Annotated in this window: 16 protein-coding genes; 7 read left to right on the top strand and 9 right to left on the bottom strand. The window is 69.6% G+C overall.

Annotated elements, in window-relative coordinates; genetic code table 11:
* Positions 1–38 precede the first annotated feature (38 nt).
* Genes nrdF through nrdH form a run of 4 tightly spaced genes read right to left on the bottom strand, consistent with a single transcriptional unit; the run spans position 39 to position 3,866 of the window.
* On the bottom strand, positions 39–1,019 hold the full coding sequence (gene nrdF / locus CEP17_RS02215) for a class 1b ribonucleoside-diphosphate reductase subunit beta (protein ID WP_005052315.1): 981 nt from the start codon (positions 1,017–1,019) through the stop codon (positions 39–41).
* Between the two features lie 42 nt (positions 1,020–1,061).
* Positions 1,062–3,218: a class 1b ribonucleoside-diphosphate reductase subunit alpha gene (gene nrdE, locus CEP17_RS02210; RefSeq protein WP_039412121.1), complete on the bottom strand. Its 2,157-nt coding sequence runs from the start codon at positions 3,216–3,218 to the stop codon at positions 1,062–1,064.
* A complete protein-coding gene (gene nrdI, locus CEP17_RS02205; RefSeq protein WP_036290246.1) occupies positions 3,200–3,631 on the bottom strand; it encodes a class Ib ribonucleoside-diphosphate reductase assembly flavoprotein NrdI in 432 nt (143 codons plus the stop codon). Before nrdI ends, nrdE begins: the two co-directional genes overlap by 19 nt.
* 1 nt (position 3,632) lies before the next feature.
* Positions 3,633–3,866, bottom strand: a complete 234-nt coding sequence (gene nrdH / locus CEP17_RS02200) for a glutaredoxin-like protein NrdH (RefSeq protein ID WP_005052310.1) — start codon at positions 3,864–3,866, stop codon at positions 3,633–3,635.
* Between the two features lie 405 nt (positions 3,867–4,271).
* Between nrdH and CEP17_RS02195 the strand changes: the two genes are divergently transcribed.
* Together CEP17_RS02195 and CEP17_RS02190 are read left to right on the top strand one after the other, a co-directional pair.
* Positions 4,272–5,495, top strand: coding sequence for an MFS transporter (locus CEP17_RS02195; RefSeq protein ID WP_039412113.1), 1,224 nt, complete (start codon positions 4,272–4,274; stop codon positions 5,493–5,495).
* A 44-nt stretch (positions 5,496–5,539) separates the two neighbouring features.
* On the top strand, positions 5,540–6,295 hold the full coding sequence (locus tag CEP17_RS02190; RefSeq protein ID WP_112931102.1) for an alpha/beta hydrolase: 756 nt from the start codon (positions 5,540–5,542) through the stop codon (positions 6,293–6,295).
* A gap of 27 nt (positions 6,296–6,322) precedes the next feature.
* On the opposite strand, the gene CEP17_RS02185 is transcribed toward CEP17_RS02190, so the two are convergent.
* Positions 6,323–6,727, bottom strand: a complete 405-nt coding sequence (locus CEP17_RS02185) for a hypothetical protein (protein ID WP_036318262.1) — start codon at positions 6,725–6,727, stop codon at positions 6,323–6,325.
* 79 nt (positions 6,728–6,806) lie between these two features.
* Between CEP17_RS02185 and CEP17_RS02180 the strand changes: the two genes are divergently transcribed.
* Entirely contained in the window at positions 6,807–7,967 is a 1,161-nt protein-coding gene (locus CEP17_RS02180) for an acyl-CoA dehydrogenase family protein (RefSeq protein ID WP_112931101.1), read from the top strand.
* 157 nt (positions 7,968–8,124) lie between these two features.
* Here the strand turns inward: CEP17_RS02180 and CEP17_RS02175 are convergent, their stop codons facing one another.
* Positions 8,125–8,397, bottom strand: a complete 273-nt coding sequence (locus CEP17_RS02175; RefSeq protein ID WP_036318264.1) for a metal-sensitive transcriptional regulator — start codon at positions 8,395–8,397, stop codon at positions 8,125–8,127.
* A gap of 34 nt (positions 8,398–8,431) precedes the next feature.
* Here CEP17_RS02175 and CEP17_RS02170 point away from each other — a divergent pair, with 34 nt between their 5' ends.
* The 4 genes from CEP17_RS02170 to CEP17_RS02155 all read left to right on the top strand — a co-directional run bounded on the left by CEP17_RS02170 (position 8,432) and on the right by CEP17_RS02155 (position 11,515).
* A complete protein-coding gene (locus CEP17_RS02170) occupies positions 8,432–9,703 on the top strand; it encodes a DUF445 domain-containing protein (RefSeq protein ID WP_112931100.1) in 1,272 nt (423 codons plus the stop codon).
* 89 nt (positions 9,704–9,792) lie between these two features.
* Positions 9,793–10,137, top strand: a complete 345-nt coding sequence (locus CEP17_RS02165; protein WP_036318266.1) for a gamma-glutamylcyclotransferase family protein — start codon at positions 9,793–9,795, stop codon at positions 10,135–10,137.
* Entirely contained in the window at positions 10,137–11,051 is a 915-nt protein-coding gene (locus tag CEP17_RS02160) for an arginase family protein (protein WP_112931099.1), read from the top strand. The genes CEP17_RS02165 and CEP17_RS02160 overlap by 1 nt, the downstream gene beginning before the upstream one ends.
* Positions 11,048–11,515 carry a histidine phosphatase family protein gene (locus CEP17_RS02155; RefSeq protein WP_112931098.1) on the top strand — a complete coding sequence of 156 codons (468 nt, stop codon included), beginning with the start codon at positions 11,048–11,050 and terminating at the stop codon, positions 11,513–11,515. The genes CEP17_RS02160 and CEP17_RS02155 overlap by 4 nt, the downstream gene beginning before the upstream one ends.
* 119 nt (positions 11,516–11,634) lie before the next feature.
* Here CEP17_RS02155 and hutI read toward each other — a convergent pair whose 3' ends face one another.
* The 3 genes from hutI to hutH are packed head-to-tail and all read right to left on the bottom strand — an operon-like array spanning position 11,635 to position 16,124.
* Positions 11,635–12,816 (bottom strand): imidazolonepropionase, encoded by a 1,182-nt coding sequence (hutI, locus tag CEP17_RS02150; RefSeq protein ID WP_112931097.1) that lies wholly within the window; start codon positions 12,814–12,816, stop codon positions 11,635–11,637.
* Positions 12,813–14,537: a urocanate hydratase gene (gene hutU, locus CEP17_RS02145; protein WP_112931096.1), complete on the bottom strand. Its 1,725-nt coding sequence runs from the start codon at positions 14,535–14,537 to the stop codon at positions 12,813–12,815. The genes hutI and hutU overlap by 4 nt, the downstream gene beginning before the upstream one ends.
* A gap of 15 nt (positions 14,538–14,552) precedes the next feature.
* Positions 14,553–16,124 (bottom strand): histidine ammonia-lyase, encoded by a 1,572-nt coding sequence (gene hutH, locus CEP17_RS02140; RefSeq protein WP_112931095.1) that lies wholly within the window; start codon positions 16,122–16,124, stop codon positions 14,553–14,555.
* Between the last annotated feature and the right edge of the window lie 7 nt (positions 16,125–16,131).

The following is a 16,131-nucleotide window of genomic DNA, read 5'->3' as shown; positions in this document are numbered from 1 at the left end:
GGGGGCGTCGCGCCATCCACTCGACGACGTCGGTCAGGTCAGAAGTCCCAGTCGTCGTCCTCGGTCGCGACCGCCTTGCCGATGACGTACGACGAGCCCGACCCGCTGAAGAAGTCGTGGTTCTCATCGGCGTTCGGCGACAGGGCCGAGAGGATCGCGGGGTTCACGTTGGTCAGCTGCGACGGGAACATCGCCTCGTAGCCGAGGTTCATCAGCGCCTTGTTGGCGTTGTAGTGCAGGAACTTCTTGACGTCCTCGGTCAGGCCGATGCCGTCGTAGAGGTCCTGCGTGTACTGCACCTCGTTGTCGTACAGCTCGTAGAGCAGCGAGAAGGTGTAGTCCTTGATCTCGTCGCGCTCGGGCTGGGTGAGCTTCTCGAGCCCCTTTTGGAACTTGTAGCCGATGTAGTAACCGTGCACGGCCTCGTCGCGGATGATGAGGCGGATGATGTCGGCCGTGTTCGTCAGCTTCGCCTTGCTCGACCAGTACAGCGGCAGGTAGAAGCCCGAGTAGAACAGGAACGACTCCAGCAGGGTCGAGGCGACCTTGCGCTTGAGCGGCTCGTCGCCACGGTAGTAGTCCATGACGATGTGGGCCTTCTTCTGAAGGTTCGGGTTCTCCACCGACCACCGGAACGCGTCATCGATCTCGGGCGTGGAGCACAGCGTCGAGAAGATCGACGAGTAGCTCTTCGCGTGCACCGACTCCATGAACGCGATGTTCGTGTACACGGCCTCTTCGTGGGGTGTGATCGCGTCGGGGATGAGCGAGACGGCGCCGACGGTGCCCTGGATGGTGTCCAGGAGCGTCAGCCCGGTGAACACGCGCATCGTGGTGGTCTGCTCGTCGGGAGTGAGCGTCGCCCACGACTGGATGTCGTTGGACAGCGGCACCTTCTCGGGCAACCAGAAGTTGTTCACGAGGCGGTTCCACACCTCGAGGTCCTTGTCGTCCTGAATGCGGTTCCAGTTGATCGCCTGGACGTGGTCGATGAGCTTGAGCGGCTCGGACGGGGTCATGTCGTCAATCCTTCAAACGGTCGTGGAGTGAGCGAAGCGCGGTCACAGCATGCAGGAGACGCACTCGGACAGGTTCGTGCCCTCGAGCGCCATCTGACGAAGGCGGATGTAGTAGATCGTCTTGATGCCCTTGCGCCACGCGTAGATCTGCGCCTTGTTGATGTCGCGGGTGGTGGCGGTGTCCTTGAAGAACAGCGTCAACGACAGGCCCTGGTCCACGTGCTGGGTCGCGGCGGCGTAGGTGTCGATGACCTTCTCGTAGCCGATCTCGTACGCGTCCTGGTAGTACTCCAGGTTGTCGTTCGTCATGAACGGCGCCGGGTAGTAGACGCGGCCGATCTTGCCTTCCTTGCGGATCTCGATCTTCGACGCGATCGGGTGGATCGAGCTCGTCGAGTTGTTGATGTACGAGATCGATCCGGTCGGGGGCACCGCCTGCAGGTTCTGGTTGTAGATGCCGTGCGCCTGGATCGACGCCTTCAGCTCGCGCCAGTCGTCCTGGGTGGGGATGTGGATGCCGGCGAACAGCTCGGCCACGCGATCCGTCTGCGGCACCCACTCCTGCTCGAGGTACTTGTCGAAGAACTCCCCCGACGCGTAGGTCGAGTCGGCGAAGCCGTCGAAGGCCGTGCCGCGCTCGATCGCGATGCGGTTGGAGGCACGCAGTGCGTGGAACAGCACCGTGTAGAAGTAGATGTTCGTGAAGTCGATGCCCTCTTCCGAGCCGTAGTGCACGTGCTCACGCGCGAGGTACCCGTGGAGGTTCATCTGGCCGAGGCCGATCGCGTGCGAGCGGTCGTTGCCGTCTTCGATCGAGCGCACCGAGCGGATGTGGCTCTGGTCGCTGACCGCGGTGAGCGCGCGGATCGAGGTCTCGACCGTGCCGGCGAGGTCCTTGCCGTCCATCGCGAGCGCGATGTTCATCGACCCGAGGTTGCAGGAGATGTCCTTGCCGATCTCGGCGTACGAGAGGTCCTCGTTGTAGGTCGTCGGCGTGTTGACCTGCAGGATCTCGCTGCAGAGGTTGGACATGTTGATCCGGCCCTTGATCGGATTGGCCTTGTTCACCGTGTCCTCGAACATGATGTACGGGTAGCCCGACTCGAACTGGATCTCGGCGAGGGTCTGGAAGAACTCGCGCGCGTTGATCTTGGTCTTCTTGATCCGCGCGTCGTCGACCATCTCGCGGTACTTCTCGGTGACGGAGATGTCACCGAACGGCACGCCGTAGACCTTCTCGACGTCGTAGGGCGAGAACAGGTACATGTCCTCGCCGTTGCGGGCGAGCTCGAAGGTGATGTCGGGGATCACGACGCCGAGCGACAGCGTCTTGATGCGGATCTTCTCGTCGGCGTTCTCGCGCTTGGTGTCGAGGAAGCGGAGGATGTCGGGGTGGTGCGCCGACAGGTAGACGGCGCCGGCACCCTGACGCGCGCCGAGCTGGTTGGCGTAGCTGAAGCTGTCTTCGAGCAGCTTCATGACCGGGATGATGCCGCTGGACTGGTTCTCGATCTGCTTGATCGGGGCTCCGGCCTCACGGATGTTGCTGAGCAGGAGCGCGACGCCGCCCCCGCGCTTGGACAGCTGCAGGGCGGAGTTGATGCCGCGGGCGATCGACTCCATGTTGTCTTCGATGCGCAGCAGGAAGCAGCTGACGAGCTCGCCGCGCTGCGCCTTGCCCGTGTTGAGGAAGGTGGGGGTCGCGGGCTGGAAGCGGCCCGAGATGATCTCGTCCACCAGCTTCTCGGCCAGCTGCTGGTCACCGTCGGCAAGACCCAGGGCCGTCATCACGACGCGATCCTCGAAACGCTCGAGATAGCGCTTGCCGTCGAAGGTCTTCAGCGTGTAGCTCGTGTAGTACTTGAAGGCGCCCAGGAACGTCTCGAAGCGGAACTTCGCCCCGTAGGCGCGGTCGTTGAGGCGCTGGATGAACTCGAACGGGTACTTCTCCAGCACGGCGCCCTCGTAGTACTCCTTCTCGACGAGGTAGTCGAGCCGCTCCTTGAGCGAGTGGAAGAACACGGTGTTCTGGTTGACGTGCTGGAGGAAGTACTCCCGCGCGGCACGCTTGTCGGCGTCGAACTGGATCTTGCCGTCCTCGCCGTACAGGTTGAGCATCGCGTTGAGGGCGTGGTAGTCCATGCCCTCGAAGCGCGCGTCGGTCTTGAAGGTCGCCGGGCTCACTGCAGCTTCCACCATCGTTCCAATCCGTCGCTCACACGGGCGACGTCGTCGGGCGTGCCGAAAAGTTCGAGCCGGTACAAGTGCGGCACGGTGCACTTGCGGCTGATGATGTCACCGGCGCGACAGAACGACTCGCCGAAGTTGGTGTTGCCCGCGGAGATCACTCCGCGGATGAGGTGACGATGGCGCTCGTCGTTGAGGAACCGGATCACCTGTTTGGGGACGGCGCCCTTCTCCTCGCCTCGCCCCTGGCCTCCTCCGTAGGTCGGTGTCACGAGCACGAAGGGCTCGTCGACCTCGAGAGGTGTGTCGCCAGGGGCGAGCGGGATGCGGACGGCCGGCAGACCGAGCTTCTCGATGAATCGCGCCGTATTGCCCGACACGCTCGAGAAGTAGACGAGCAGCGGGGCGCTCGTCAACGTCGGCATGTCAGGCCAGACGGCTCGCGAGCTCGTCGATCTTGTCGGGGCGGAAGCCCGACCAGTGATCCTCGTCGGTGACGACGACCGGAGCCTGCAGGTAGCCGAGCGACTTCACGTGCTCGAGCGCCGCCGGGTCCTCCGAGAGGTCGAGGACTTCGTAGTCGATACCCTTCGAGTCCAGCGCGCGGTAGGTCGCATTGCACTGCACGCACGAGGGCTTGGTGTAGACGGTGATTGCCATGTCGTTCCTTCTCTCCCCTTGGTCTGCGCGGATCGATCCCGTTGGGAATCCGCCCTCTTCTCGCCTGTGATCCCGGCCGTGCCCCCGCCGGGAGTCCAATACTACATATGGGTACGGACATTGGATAGCACCACAAGGGCTAGTAGTTACATCCGTGTAGTTTTGCACCGCTCTCCCCATGTACAACACAGGTTGTCCACCGTTTCATCCACAGGATGCCGCGAGGATCGAAGCCTGGAAAAAGCCTGAATCGCGCGGATTTCGATCGCCATCGCGACCGTCGTCCACAGCCCGCACGCTACGGCGGGCCTCCGACATCGCCGCGCCTGTGGAATCTCGACTGCGGCGTGTCGCGACCCCCGTCGGGCGTGTCGCGGTGTCGGCGCCGACGGGTAGCGTGGAGGGGTGGCGGGATACCGGGAACTGTTGCGCACGCAGGGCGTGGCGCGCATCATCGCGGCGCAGCTGACCGCACGCTTCCCGAACGGCATGACGAGCCTGGCCATCCTGCTCCACGTCGAGCAGATGACGGGCTCCTACGCCTCCGCGGGGCTCGTGCTGGCAGCGGCATCGGTGGGTCAGGCGACGGCCGGCCCCGTCACCAGCCGCTGGATGGGCCGCTGGGGCATGCGGCGCGTTCTCACGCTGACCACCGCGGTGTGCGCGGCGGCACTGCTCGCCCTTGCGCTGATCCCTCTCGGCGTCGCGGGCTACATGGTGTTCGGGCTCATCGCCGGGCTCTCCACGCCTCCCGTGCAGTCGGCCGTGCGCACCATCTACCCCAAGCTCGTCAACGCACGACAGCTGACCGCACTGTTCTCCCTCGACGCGAGCCTGCAAGAGATCATCTGGATCCTCGCGCCGGTGGTCATCACCCTCGTCGCGACCCAGGTCGGCACCGTCCCGGCGCTGCTGATGATCGTCACGATCCTCGTCGCCGGCGGCGCGTGGTTCATCCTCTCCCCCGAAGTCGGGCGCGTGCGCATTCCGCGCAGCCGCCGCGCGTTCGGCACGGTGCTGGGAAAGCCCGTGGTGCTGCTCGCGACGGTGATCGGCTTCCTCCTCATCGGCGCGTGCGCCGCGGTCGAGGCGGCGGTGGTCGCGACCTTCGGCCACGGCGGCCTCGAGGCCGGCCTCGTCCTGGCGGTCTTCTCCGTCGGCAGCCTCGCCGGAGGCCTCGCGTTCGGCCATGTCCCCATGGGGCCATGGGCCATGGCGCGACGTATGAGCGTCGTCGCCGTCGGCCTCGTCGCCTCGGTCTTCGTCGTCGGCGACATCGGCGCGTCCACCCCGTGGTGGGTCGGAGCGTGCCTGGTGGTCGCGGGCGTCGGCATCGCTCCGGCGCTGGCGGTCATGTTCGCGATGACCTCGGCATCCGTGAAGTTCAGCGAAACGGCCGAGGCCTACGGCTGGATCGGCACGGGACAGCTCATCGGCGCAGCCCTGGGATCCGCCGTGGCGGGCTTCCTCATCGACAGCAACGGTGCGGCGGGCGCCTACGCTGCCGCGGCCGGCTTCGCGATCGTCGGAGCCCTGGTCGCGATCGTCTTCGTCCGCGGCTTCCCCGACCTGCGCGGACGTGATGCGAGCCCCATCCCCGACACCGAGCCCGTCCCCGTCATCACATGACGTCCTCATCACCCACCGACAGCGCACGACCGTAGGCTGACCGCATGACCGCCGCTGTGACCCTGCCCCGACTGTCGTGGGGCGACGTGCGCGCTCCGCGTCGCGCCCTGCTCGTGCACGGACTCGGCTCCACGGGTGCCTTGATGTGGCGCTACGGCGTGACCCTCGCGGATGCCGGGTGGCACGCGACCGCGGTCGACCTGCGCGGCCACGGCACCGCACCGCGGACGCTGGACTACCGCATCGACGCCTACGCGGCCGACGTCGCGCAGACGCGCCCCGACGACGGCCCACCGTGGGACCTGGTCATCGGGCACTCCCTCGGCGGCGCCGCCGTCACCGTCGCGAGCGCGGGCGACCCCGGCTGGACGCGCCGGCTGGTGCTCGTCGATCCCGCCATCCACCTCGCGGACCGCGATCGCGAGAACGTCCGCGTCGGGCAGGAGCAGTCCTTCGCCGACCCCTCCGTCGAGTCGGTGCGGGCGGAGCATCCCACCTGGCATCCGCTCGACATCGAGCTGAAGGCCCGGGCCGCGCAGCAGGCGAGCCGGTGGGCGGTCGAGCAGACGAGCCTGCAGAACACGCCGTGGGACGTGCGGGCGGCCGCCGCGCGGCTCGCGGTGCCGACGCACGTGATCGCGGCGGACCCGGAGGTGTTCTCGATCTTCCAGGGCGAGCTGGCCGCCGCGGTGCTGCGCCATCCGCTCCTGACGATGTCGGTGGTGACCGGGGCGGGACATTCGCCGCACCGCGACCTTCCGGAGGCGACGATGCGTCACCTCCTCGACGCGATCGGCTGACGCCCCCGCATCCGCACCGCGCCGTCGTCAGGAGATGCGGCGCAGGATGTGCAGAAGAGCGAGGGCGTACGCGTCTTCCGGCTGGGGGTGCTCGAAGGCCCGCCGCTCGCCCGCGAACTCGATCTCGACGCGGTGCGTGTCGGCGAGCCGTTCCAGCCGGCGAAAGGCTCCCCTCAGCAGCTCGCGCAGCTGATCTTCGCGCGGCAGCCACAGCGCATCGGCCTGGGCGACCGAGTCCAGCGCCCACTCGGTCGTGCCGTTGAAGGCGAGGATCGCCCCCGTCGCGTACTCCCGAGGCTCGATCGTCATCTCACTGACCGTGAAGACGTCGGCTTCGAACTCCGGCTCGTCGAGCTGGAACCGGTCGCCGGATGCCGGGCGCCACACGAGACCCGCCTCGCGCAGCGCGACGGCCAACTCGGTCGAGATCATGCTCCTATCCTGCCGCGCCAGCGGTGCCGCGGGACCCGACGGCGACCCTGGGTCCGGTGACGAGGGGCAGGATGGAGGGGTGACCGATTTCGATGCGACCGCCTACCTGCCGGACGACCTGCTCGAGCGCATCCGCTCGCGTGCCGCCGCGGTGGATGCCGAGAACCGCTTCCCCGCCGAGGACCTCGCCGAGCTGACGGCGGCCGGATACCTCTCGATCCTCGTCCCCACCGCGTTGGGTGGCGCAGGCCTCGGGCTGGCGGAGGCCGCGGTGCTGCAGCAGCGGCTCGCGAGTGCGGCCCCCGCGACGGCACTCGCGATCAACATGCACCTCGTGTGGACGGGTGTGGCGAAGGTGATGTCCGACCGCGGCATCGATGACCTGCAGTTCGTGCAGACCGGTGCGGCCTCCGGCGAGGTCTTCGCCTTCGGCATCAGCGAGGCGGGCAACGATCTGGTCCTCTTCGGCAGTGACACGCAGGCCGTCCCCTCCGCAGACGGCTCGTACACCTTCACGGGGACCAAGATCTTCACTTCACTCGGGCCGGTGTGGACGCAGCTGGGGCTGCACGGACTCGACACGACCGATCCGACGGACCCGAAGATGGTCTACGCGTTCGTGCGGCGTACCGACGCCGTCGACACCCGCGATGACTGGGACACGGTCGGCATGCGCGGCACGCAATCGCGCACGACCGTGCTGAATCGGGCCGTCGCCCCCGCCGATCGTGTCGTCCGCCGGGTTGCACCCGGGCCCAACCCCGACCCGATCGTCTTCGGCATCTTCAGCGTGTTCGAAGTGCTCCTGGCGTCGGTCTACACCGGCGTCGCACGCCGCGCGCTCGACCTGGCGGTCGCGGCGGCGAAGACGCGGACGTCGAAGAAGACCGGGCGCCCGTACAGCGACGACGCCGACATCCGCTGGCGCATCGCCGAGATGGCGCTCGCCTACGACGGCCTGCTCCCCCAGGTCGCGGCGATCGCGCACGACGTGGACGCCCTCGTCGATCACGGCGGCCTGTGGTTTCCCACGCTGTCGGGCCTGAAGCACCGCGCCGTCGTCACGGCCAAGCAGATCGTCGACGAGGCGATGCTCGTCGCCGGCGGCTCGTCGTACTTCACCCGCAACGAGCTCAGCCGCCTCTACCGCGACGTGCTGGCCGGCATGTTCCACCCCTCCGACCCCGAGTCCGCGCACGCGACCGTCGCCGCCGCGTGGCTCGGCCCGGTCGGCGGCTGACGCACCGGCGGCATCCACCCCCGCATCCATCCCCGGCAACCGCCCCGTTCAGAACCGAACGGCAGGGGATGCCGCGCGACACGCCGCCCGGATCCCGCCGCACCCGGCGTGTCGCGGCGACGGCCTTGCGATTCGGTCGACCGGAGGAACGCCGCCGTCAGCGCGTCTCGAGGTCGTACGCCTTGAGGAGTTCGGCGACGGCGAGCTCGCGCTGATCACCGCCCTCGGCGAACATGTGCGCGACGTGGGTGCGCAGATGGTTCTCGATCAGCAGCTTGTCCAGTGACGCGAGGGCCCGCTGGATCGCTCGCGACTGGGCGATGATGTCCATGCAGTAGTCCTCGTTCTCGATCATCTTGGCGAGCCCGCGCACCTGACCCTCGAGGATGCGGGTGCGGTGCAGGGCGCGCTTCTGGATGTCTTCGATCACGCGGCCAGGATACGCCGCGTGCGAGACTACGGGCATGGCGCGCACCCCCACCGAACTGCTCAGCCCCGCCGACCAGGAACGTCGCCGCGCGCTGCGGGTGATGAAGGGCGTCGCTCTCGGCGCGCTGATCCTGATGGCGGTCGTGTTCGTCGTGGCCTTCGTCCTGCAGGACCGCTTCCCGTGGCTGCAGTACGTGCGCGCCGCGGCGGAGGGCGGCATGGTCGGCGCGCTGGCCGACTGGTTCGCGGTGACCGCGCTGTTTCGCCATCCCCTCGGCATTCCCATCCCGCACACCGCGATCATCCCGCGCCGCAAGGACGAGATCGGGCGCACCCTGGGCGAGTTCGTCGAGACGAACTTCCTCGAGACGGGCGTCGTCCGCGCGAAGCTGGAGTCGACGCCCATCGCTCGCACGGCCGGTGGGTGGCTGCGCGATCCCGCCCACGCCGAGACCGTCGCCGCAGAGGCCTCGGCGGTGGCGTCCGGCATCCTGCGCGCCCTCAGCGACGACGAGGTGCAGGATCTGATCAGCGACCTCGCACGCGAGCACCTGCTCAGCCCCGAGTGGGGACCGACCGTGGGCGCGTGGCTCTCTCGCGTCGTGGAGGCCGACGCGCACCGCGGCGCGGTCGACCTGGGGGTGGACAGCATCGCGACATGGCTGCGCGCCAACCATGCCGCCTTCAGCGGTCTCGTCTCTCGCCGACTCCCCTCCTGGGTGCCGTCGGTCGCGATGCGCCTCGTCGATGACACCGTCTACAACGAGGCCGTGAAGTTCGTCGCCGCGATCCAGGACGACCCCGACCACCCCGCACGCCGCGCCGTCGACGGCTACCTCGCGCGGCTCGCCGAGAACCTGCAGAGCGATCCCACGACCATCGCGCGTCTCGAAGAGGCCAAGACGGCCGTCTTCGACAGCCCGCGCGTGCGCGAGCTGGCCGCCGAGGCGTGGAACACCGCCAAGACGGGTCTGCTGACGGCCCTGGCCGATCCCTCCAGCGGGCTGCGTCGACGCGTCAGCGCGGCGCTGGTCGAGATCGGCGAGCGTCTGTCGACGGATGCCGCGCTCCAGCACCGTGTGGATGACCGCATCGCGGGGGCCGCGGTCTTCGTCGTGGATCGCTACCGCCACGACATCGCCTCGATCATCACCGACACGGTGGAGAAGTGGGATCCGGCGGAGACGACCGAGAAGATCGAGCTGATGGTCGGCCGCGACCTGCAGTACATCCGTCTCAACGGCACCGTGGTCGGCGCTCTGGCCGGACTGGTCATCTTCGCCGTCGCGCACGCCCTTCTCGGGTGAGTGGGCGTGCACGGCGGAAGGGTTATGGACGGCCGATGAACGAAGGCGCGCCCCTGGCTGGCCGCGACCGGGCGCAGTAGCCTGACGGAATGGGCGAACCGGCGGACGAGCTGCTGTTCACCTACGGCACGCTTCAGTACGCCGAGGTGCAGTTGGACACCTTCGGCCGTCTCATCGCGGGCGAGCCCGATGTGCTGCCCGGCTACACGATCGACTACGCCGAGATCGAGGACCAGCGGGTCGTCGACCTGTCGGGCCTGTCGGTGCATCCCGTGCTGCGTGAGACCGGCAGTCCGCTCGACAAGGTGGTCGGCCGCGTCCTGCACCTCACCGCCGACGAGGTGGATGCCGCCGATGAGTACGAGGTGTCGCTGTACCGCCGGGTGCGGGTGACGCTGGGAAGCGGGCGGATCGCCTGGGTGTACGTCGGCTGATGACCGCTGCCCTCTCCCACGACCCGCTCTGGCCGCGCGCCGGCGACTGGCCCGCGCTCGACGAGGCGGCGGCGGCCGACCGCCTCGACGCCGTCCTGCTGGGAGTTCCGGCGTTTCGCACGTCGCTCTCGCCCACCGGCGCGGATGCGACTCCCGGCGCGGTCCGTGAGGCCCTGCGCCGATACAGCGCGACACTGATGGGGCCGCCGCCCGTCGATCTCGCCGCCGCCCTCCGCTTGGCCGACGCGGGCGACGTCGCCGACCCCGACGGCGCGGCGGGCGAAGCGCGTGTGCGCGCCCGGACCGCCGAGCTGACGGCGCGTGCCGCACTGGTGATCGCGCTCGGCGGCGACAATTCCGTCACGTACGCGACGGCCCAGGGCGCCGGTGCCGCCGGTCTCATCACCCTCGACGCGCACTTCGATCTGCGCGACGGCGTCTCCAACGGCTCACCGGTGCGTCGCCTCGTCGACGACGGCCTCGACCCGACGCACATCGTGCAGATCGGCATCGCCGACTTCGCCAACTCTGCGGCGTATGCCCGGCGCGCCGCCGACCTCGGCATTCGGGTCGTCACGCTCGACGAGCTTCGTCGGCGCGGCGCACACGACGTGATCGCCGAGGCGCACGAGGTGGCGGGGCGCGGTGGCGGCGGCATCCACCTCGACATCGACGTGGACGTCTGCGACCGCGCGGTCGCTCCCGGCTGCCCGGCGTCGGTGCCCGGAGGGCTGCAGGCGTGGGAGCTGCGAACTCTCGTGCGCGGCTTGTCCGCCGACCCCGGCGTGCGCAGCGCGGATATCGTCGAAGTGGATGCCGCGGCCGACGCGGCCGACGGGCGCACCGTGCGCCTGGCCGCCCTGTGCGTGCTGGAACTGCTCACCGGCCTGTACCGACGAAAGGTCACCGTATGACGACGCTCGTGCTCGTCCGCCACGCGAAGAGCGACTGGGGCGATCCCGGTCTCGACGATCACGACCGTCCGCTCAACGAACGCGGTCTGCGCGATGCGCCGCTGCTGGCGAAGCGGGTCGCCAGCTCCGGTCTGCAGCTGGATGCCGTCCTCTCCTCGAGCGCGCTGCGCGCCCGCACCACGGCATCGTTCTTCGCCTCGGCATTCGGGCTGGAACCCGAGCTCGACCCGGATCTCTACGGTGCGCCCGCGGACACCCTGCTGGCCGCTGCGGTGGCGCGCGCCGTGCCCGCGGTGATGGTCGTCGCGCACGATCCGGGCATGACGACGCTGGCGGAGCGCCTGTCGGGAGGCGGCATCGGGCACATGCCCACCTGCGCGGTCGCGACGTTCGTGTGGGCGAGTTCCGACTGGGACGTCGCGACGGCCGTCAACCCCGACGAGTGGGACTTCGATCGCCCCTGACGCCGTGTGGCGCGGGGCATTTCGACGCGCGGCGACGCCGCTCGCTCAACGACCGCGGCGGGAGCGGACAGGGCGAGGCCCGGACGTTGAGCGAGGCGGGCAGCGCCGAGTCGAAACGCCTACGCGATCAGCTCCCCGCCGCGGTAGACGGCGTGCACCAGGGGAACCCCGGGTCGATAGGCCAGATGCGTGCGCGACGGCGCGTCGAGCAGCACCAGATCTGCGCGTGCGCCGAGCGCGAAGGAGCCGACGTCCGTGCGGCCGAGAGCTCGCGCGCCGCCGGCGGTGGCTGCCCAGACCGCCTCGGCGACCGTCATCCCCATCTCGCGCACCGCGAGCGCGACCATGAGTGGCTGGGAACTGGTGAAGCTGGTGCCCGGGTTGCAGTCGCTCGCGAGGGCGACGCTCACACCGGCGTCGATCAGCCGCCGCGCGTCGGGATAGGGCTGCCGGGTCGAGAACTCCACACCGGGCAGCAGTGTGACCACCACGTCGCTCGCTGCCAGCAGGCGCACGTCCTCGGCATCGAGATAGGTGCAGTGATCGACCGAGATCACGTCGAGCTCCGTCGCGAGACGCACGCCACCGCCGTGACCCAGCTGGTTGGCGTGCAGCCGCGGGAGAAGTCCCGCGGCGATGCCGGCGCGCAGGATGCGGCGACCCTCGGCGAGCGTGAACGCCCCCCGCTCGCAGAAGACGTCGATCCACCGGGTGAAGGGCAGCACGGCCTCCAGCATCGGACCGCAGACGAGGTCGACGTACGCGTCGCGGTCGCCGACGAACTCGTCGGGCACGACGTGAGCACCGAGGAAGGTCACCTCGTCGGTCACCTCGCGCGCGAGGCGCGCCAGCCGGGCCTCGCCGTCGACGGTGAGGTCGTAGCCGGTCTTCACCTCGAAGGTGGTGGTGCCCTGTCGGTGCATCTCCTCGACGAGTGCGGCGAGCCGTGCCCGCAGCTCGTCGTCGGATGCCGCGCGCGTCGCCGCCACGGTGCGGCGTATGCCGCCGGCGACATACGGCTGGCCGGCCATGCGGGCATCGAACTCATCGGCGCGATCCCCGGCGAAGACGAGGTGCGTGTGGCTGTCGACGAAGCCCGGAATGACCGCGCGCCCCCCGGCATCCACCACCGTCGAGACGACGGGCGGCTTCTCGCCAGCGCGGCCGACCCAGGCGATGCGACCGTCGACGATCGCCACGGCGGCGCCGCGGATGAGGCCCGTCGGGTCAGCGGGGTCGTCCCCCAGACCCTCGACGTTCGTCGTGAGCTCACCGACGTTCGTCAGCAGCAGCGTGCTCACGGCGCGTCGTCCCGCAGCATCGGAACGACCAGTCCCCGCTCACGCGCGACCTCGCGGGCCCGCTCGTACCCGGCATCCACGTGGCGCATCACGCCCGTGCCGGGATCGTTCGTCAGCACCCGTTCGAGCTTCTCGGCGGCGAGCGCCGTACCGTCGGCGACGGTCACCTGGCCGGCGTGGATCGAGCGGCCGATGCCGACCCCGCCGCCGTGGTGGATCGATACCCAGGACGCACCCGACGCCGTGTTCAACAGGGCGTTGAGCAACGGCCAGTCGGCGATCGCATCGGAGCCGTCGGCCATCGCCTCGGTCTCGCGGTACGGGGAGGCGACCGATCCCGCGTCGAGGTGATCACGACCGATGACGATCGGGCCGGCCAGCTCGCCCGAGGCGACCATCTCGTTGAACTTCAGACCCGCCAGGTGGCGTTCCTTGTAGCCGAGCCAGCAGATGCGCGCGGGGAGCCCCTCGAAACGGACGGTGTCGCCCGCTCTGTCCAGCCATCGCCGCAGCGCGGCGTCATCGGGGAACAGCTCCGCGACCGCGCGGTCGGTCTTGGCGATGTCGTCCGGATCGCCCGACAGCGCCACCCACCGGAACGGGCCGCGCCCCTCGGCGAACAGCGGCCGGATGTAGGCGGGGACGAACCCCGGAAACGCGAACGCCCGGTCGTAGCCGCCGAGCTCGGCCTCACGGCGGATCGAGTTGCCGTAGTCGAACACGGCGGCCCCGGCATCCTGGAATCCGACCATCGCCGCGACGTGCGCCGCCATGGAGGCCCGAGCACGGGCGGTGAAGTCCTCGGGGTCGGATGCCGCAGCATCCTTCCAGGCCGCCACGCTCACACCGATCGGCAGGTAGGCGAGGGGGTCGTGGGCGCTGGTCTGGTCGGTGACGATGTCGATCGGGGCGGCCCCGGCGTGCCGGCGGCGCAGCAGTTCGGGGAAGACCTCGGCCGCGTTGCCGACGAGACCGACCGACAGTGCCTCCGCGGCCGTGCGGGCCGCGACGACGCGCGCCAGGGCCGCGTCGAGGTCGTCGGTGTACTCGTCGAGGTAGCCGTGCGCGACCCGGCGCTCCAGCCGCGACGCATCGACGTCGACGATCAGCACCGCTCCCCCGTTGAGGGTGACCGCGAGCGGCTGGGCACCGCCCATGCCGCCGGCGCCGGCGGTCAGGGTGAGGGTGCCGGCGAGCGAGTCGCGTCCGAGCGAGCGCGCGACGGCGGCGAACGTCTCGTACGTACCCTGGAGGATGCCCTGCGTGCCGATGTAGATCCACGATCCCGCGGTCATCTGTCCGTACATCGTGAGTCCCAGCTGCTCGAGCCGGCGGAACTCGGGCCACGTCGCCCAGTCGCCGACCAGGTTCGCGTTCGCGATGAGCACGCGCGGGGCCCACTCGTGCGTGCGGAAGACGCCGACGGGCTTTCCGGACTGCACCAGCAGTGTCTCGTCGGGCTCGAGCTCGTCGAGAGTGCGGACGATGGCGTCGTAGGCCTCCCACGACCGCGCCGCCCGACCCGTGCCGCCGTAGACGACGAGGTCTTCGGGGTGTTCGGCGACCTCGGGGTCGAGGTTGTTCATCAGCATCCGCTTCGCGGCTTCGGCGCCCCAGCTCTTCGCGGTGCGCTCGCCCCCACGCGGGGCGCGGACGGGGCCGCGGCTCGACGCCGCCCGGTTCACAACTCCGGAGTTCTGGGCGTCAACGGGTGATGTCATCGTGATCTCCTTCGATCAGGGACGGTTGTCCGGAGTTGTGAACGCAGCGTCGGCGACCGCGCCCGACAGGACGAGAGCGGTGGCCGCTTCCAGGTCGGGGCTGACGAATCGGTCGGGTCCTGGACCGGCGATGCCCGCGGCCCGCACCGCGGCCCGCACGGCGCCGGTGGCGGGACCCGGTTGCAGCGGTGCCCGCAGGTCGAGGGCGCGGCATCCGGTGACGAGCTCGATCGCGAGCACCCGGGCGAGTCCGTCGACGGCGCGACGCAGCTTGCGTGCGGCGGCCCATCCCATCGACACGTGGTCTTCCTGCATCGCCGACGAGGGGATGGAGTCGACGGATGCCGGAACCGCCAGACGCTTGAGCTCCGACACGATCCCCGCGGCCGCGTACTGCGCGATCATGAGGCCCGAATCGACGCCGACCTCGTCGGCGAGGAACGGCGGCAGGCCGTGACTGCGGGTGCGATCGAGTGCCCGGTCGGTGCGGCGTTCGGCGATCGAGGCGAGGTCGGCAACGGCGATCGCGAGGAAGTCGAGCACGTACGCGACCGGGGCGCCGTGGAAGTTGCCGTTGGATTCGACGCGCCCGTCGCCGGTGACGACCGGGTTGTCGACGGCGGAGGCGAGCTCCCGCTCGGCGATCGTGCGGGCGTGCGCGACGGTGTCGCGCGCGGCACCGTGCACCTGCGGGGAGCACCGCAGTGAGTAGGCGTCCTGCACGCGCGTGCACACGGCCGGATCGCGGTAACTCGCGACGAGGGGCGAATCGGCGAGCAGGGCGCGCAGGTTCGCGGCCGAGGCGGCCTGTCCGCTCTGCGGACGCAGCGCCATCAGGTCGGCGGCGAACACCGCGTCGGTGCCGAGCTGGCTCTCGATCGAGAGGGCGGCGGTGATGTCGGCGACGGTGAGCAGGTTGTCGAGGTCCGAGAGGGCCAGAGCGAGCATGCCGAGCATGCCGTCGGTGCCGTTGATGAGCGCGAGCCCCTCCTTCTCTTCGAGTACGAGCGGGGCGATGCCGGCGGCGGCGAGGGCGTCGGATGCCGAGACGAGCACACCCTCGGCATCGCGCACCTCCCCCTCGCCGAGCGCCGCCAGCGCGAGGTGCGAGAGCGGGGCGAGGTCGCCCGAGCACCCGAGCGAGCCGTACTCCCGCACGATCGGGGTGATCCCGGCGTTCAGCATGGCCGCGTAGGTCTCGACGACGACCGGGCGGACCCCCGTGTGCCCGGTCGCGAGGGTCTGCAGGCGCAGCAGGTGCAGCGCGCGCACGACGTCGCGTTCCACCTCCGCACCGGTACCGGCCGCGTGGGAGCGGATGAGGCTCGCCTGCAGCTGGCGACGCCGCTCGGGCGCGATGAACGTCGTCGCGAGCGCCCCGAAGCCGGTCGAGATGCCGTAGTGCGGCTCGGGGTCGTCGGCGAGCCGTTCGATGAGCTCTCGCGCCTGGCCGATCCGCGTCCACGCGTCGGCGGCGATCTCGACCGTCGCGCCGTCGCGGGCCACGGCGACGACCTCGGCGGGAGTGAGGGGGCGCGCGCCGATGAGGACGTGATCGGCGATTCTCGAGGGGGCAACGGTGGTCATGCCTCGA

It is taken from the genome of Microbacterium sp. PM5 (assembly GCF_003293595.1).
GTDB lineage: Bacteria > Actinomycetota > Actinomycetes > Actinomycetales > Microbacteriaceae > Microbacterium.
The sequence above is the reverse complement of the archived record's forward strand: the minus strand, read 5'-3'. Positions and strand labels throughout refer to the sequence as shown.

Bases quoted from the DNA above. Each gene is read 5' to 3' on its own strand.
- CEP17_RS02155 (WP_112931098.1), top strand. From the start codon at position 11,048: ATGACGACGCTCGTGCTCGTCCGCCACGCGAAGAGCGACTGGGGCGAT.
- CEP17_RS02160 (WP_112931099.1), top strand. From the start codon at position 10,137: ATGACCGCTGCCCTCTCCCACGACCCGCTCTGGCCGCGCGCCGGCGAC.
- CEP17_RS02165 (WP_036318266.1), top strand. From the start codon at position 9,793: ATGGGCGAACCGGCGGACGAGCTGCTGTTCACCTACGGCACGCTTCAG.
- hutU (WP_112931096.1), bottom strand. From the start codon at position 14,537: ATGACATCACCCGTTGACGCCCAGAACTCCGGAGTTGTGAACCGGGCG.
- hutH (WP_112931095.1), bottom strand. From the start codon at position 16,124: ATGACCACCGTTGCCCCCTCGAGAATCGCCGATCACGTCCTCATCGGC.
- nrdF (WP_005052315.1), bottom strand. From the start codon at position 1,019: ATGACCCCGTCCGAGCCGCTCAAGCTCATCGACCACGTCCAGGCGATC.
- CEP17_RS02190 (WP_112931102.1), top strand. From the start codon at position 5,540: ATGACCGCCGCTGTGACCCTGCCCCGACTGTCGTGGGGCGACGTGCGC.
- nrdH (WP_005052310.1), bottom strand. From the start codon at position 3,866: ATGGCAATCACCGTCTACACCAAGCCCTCGTGCGTGCAGTGCAATGCG.
- nrdI (WP_036290246.1), bottom strand. From the start codon at position 3,631: ATGCCGACGTTGACGAGCGCCCCGCTGCTCGTCTACTTCTCGAGCGTG.
- CEP17_RS02185 (WP_036318262.1), bottom strand. From the start codon at position 6,727: ATGATCTCGACCGAGTTGGCCGTCGCGCTGCGCGAGGCGGGTCTCGTG.
- nrdE (WP_039412121.1), bottom strand. From the start codon at position 3,218: ATGGTGGAAGCTGCAGTGAGCCCGGCGACCTTCAAGACCGACGCGCGC.
- CEP17_RS02170 (WP_112931100.1), top strand. From the start codon at position 8,432: ATGGCGCGCACCCCCACCGAACTGCTCAGCCCCGCCGACCAGGAACGT.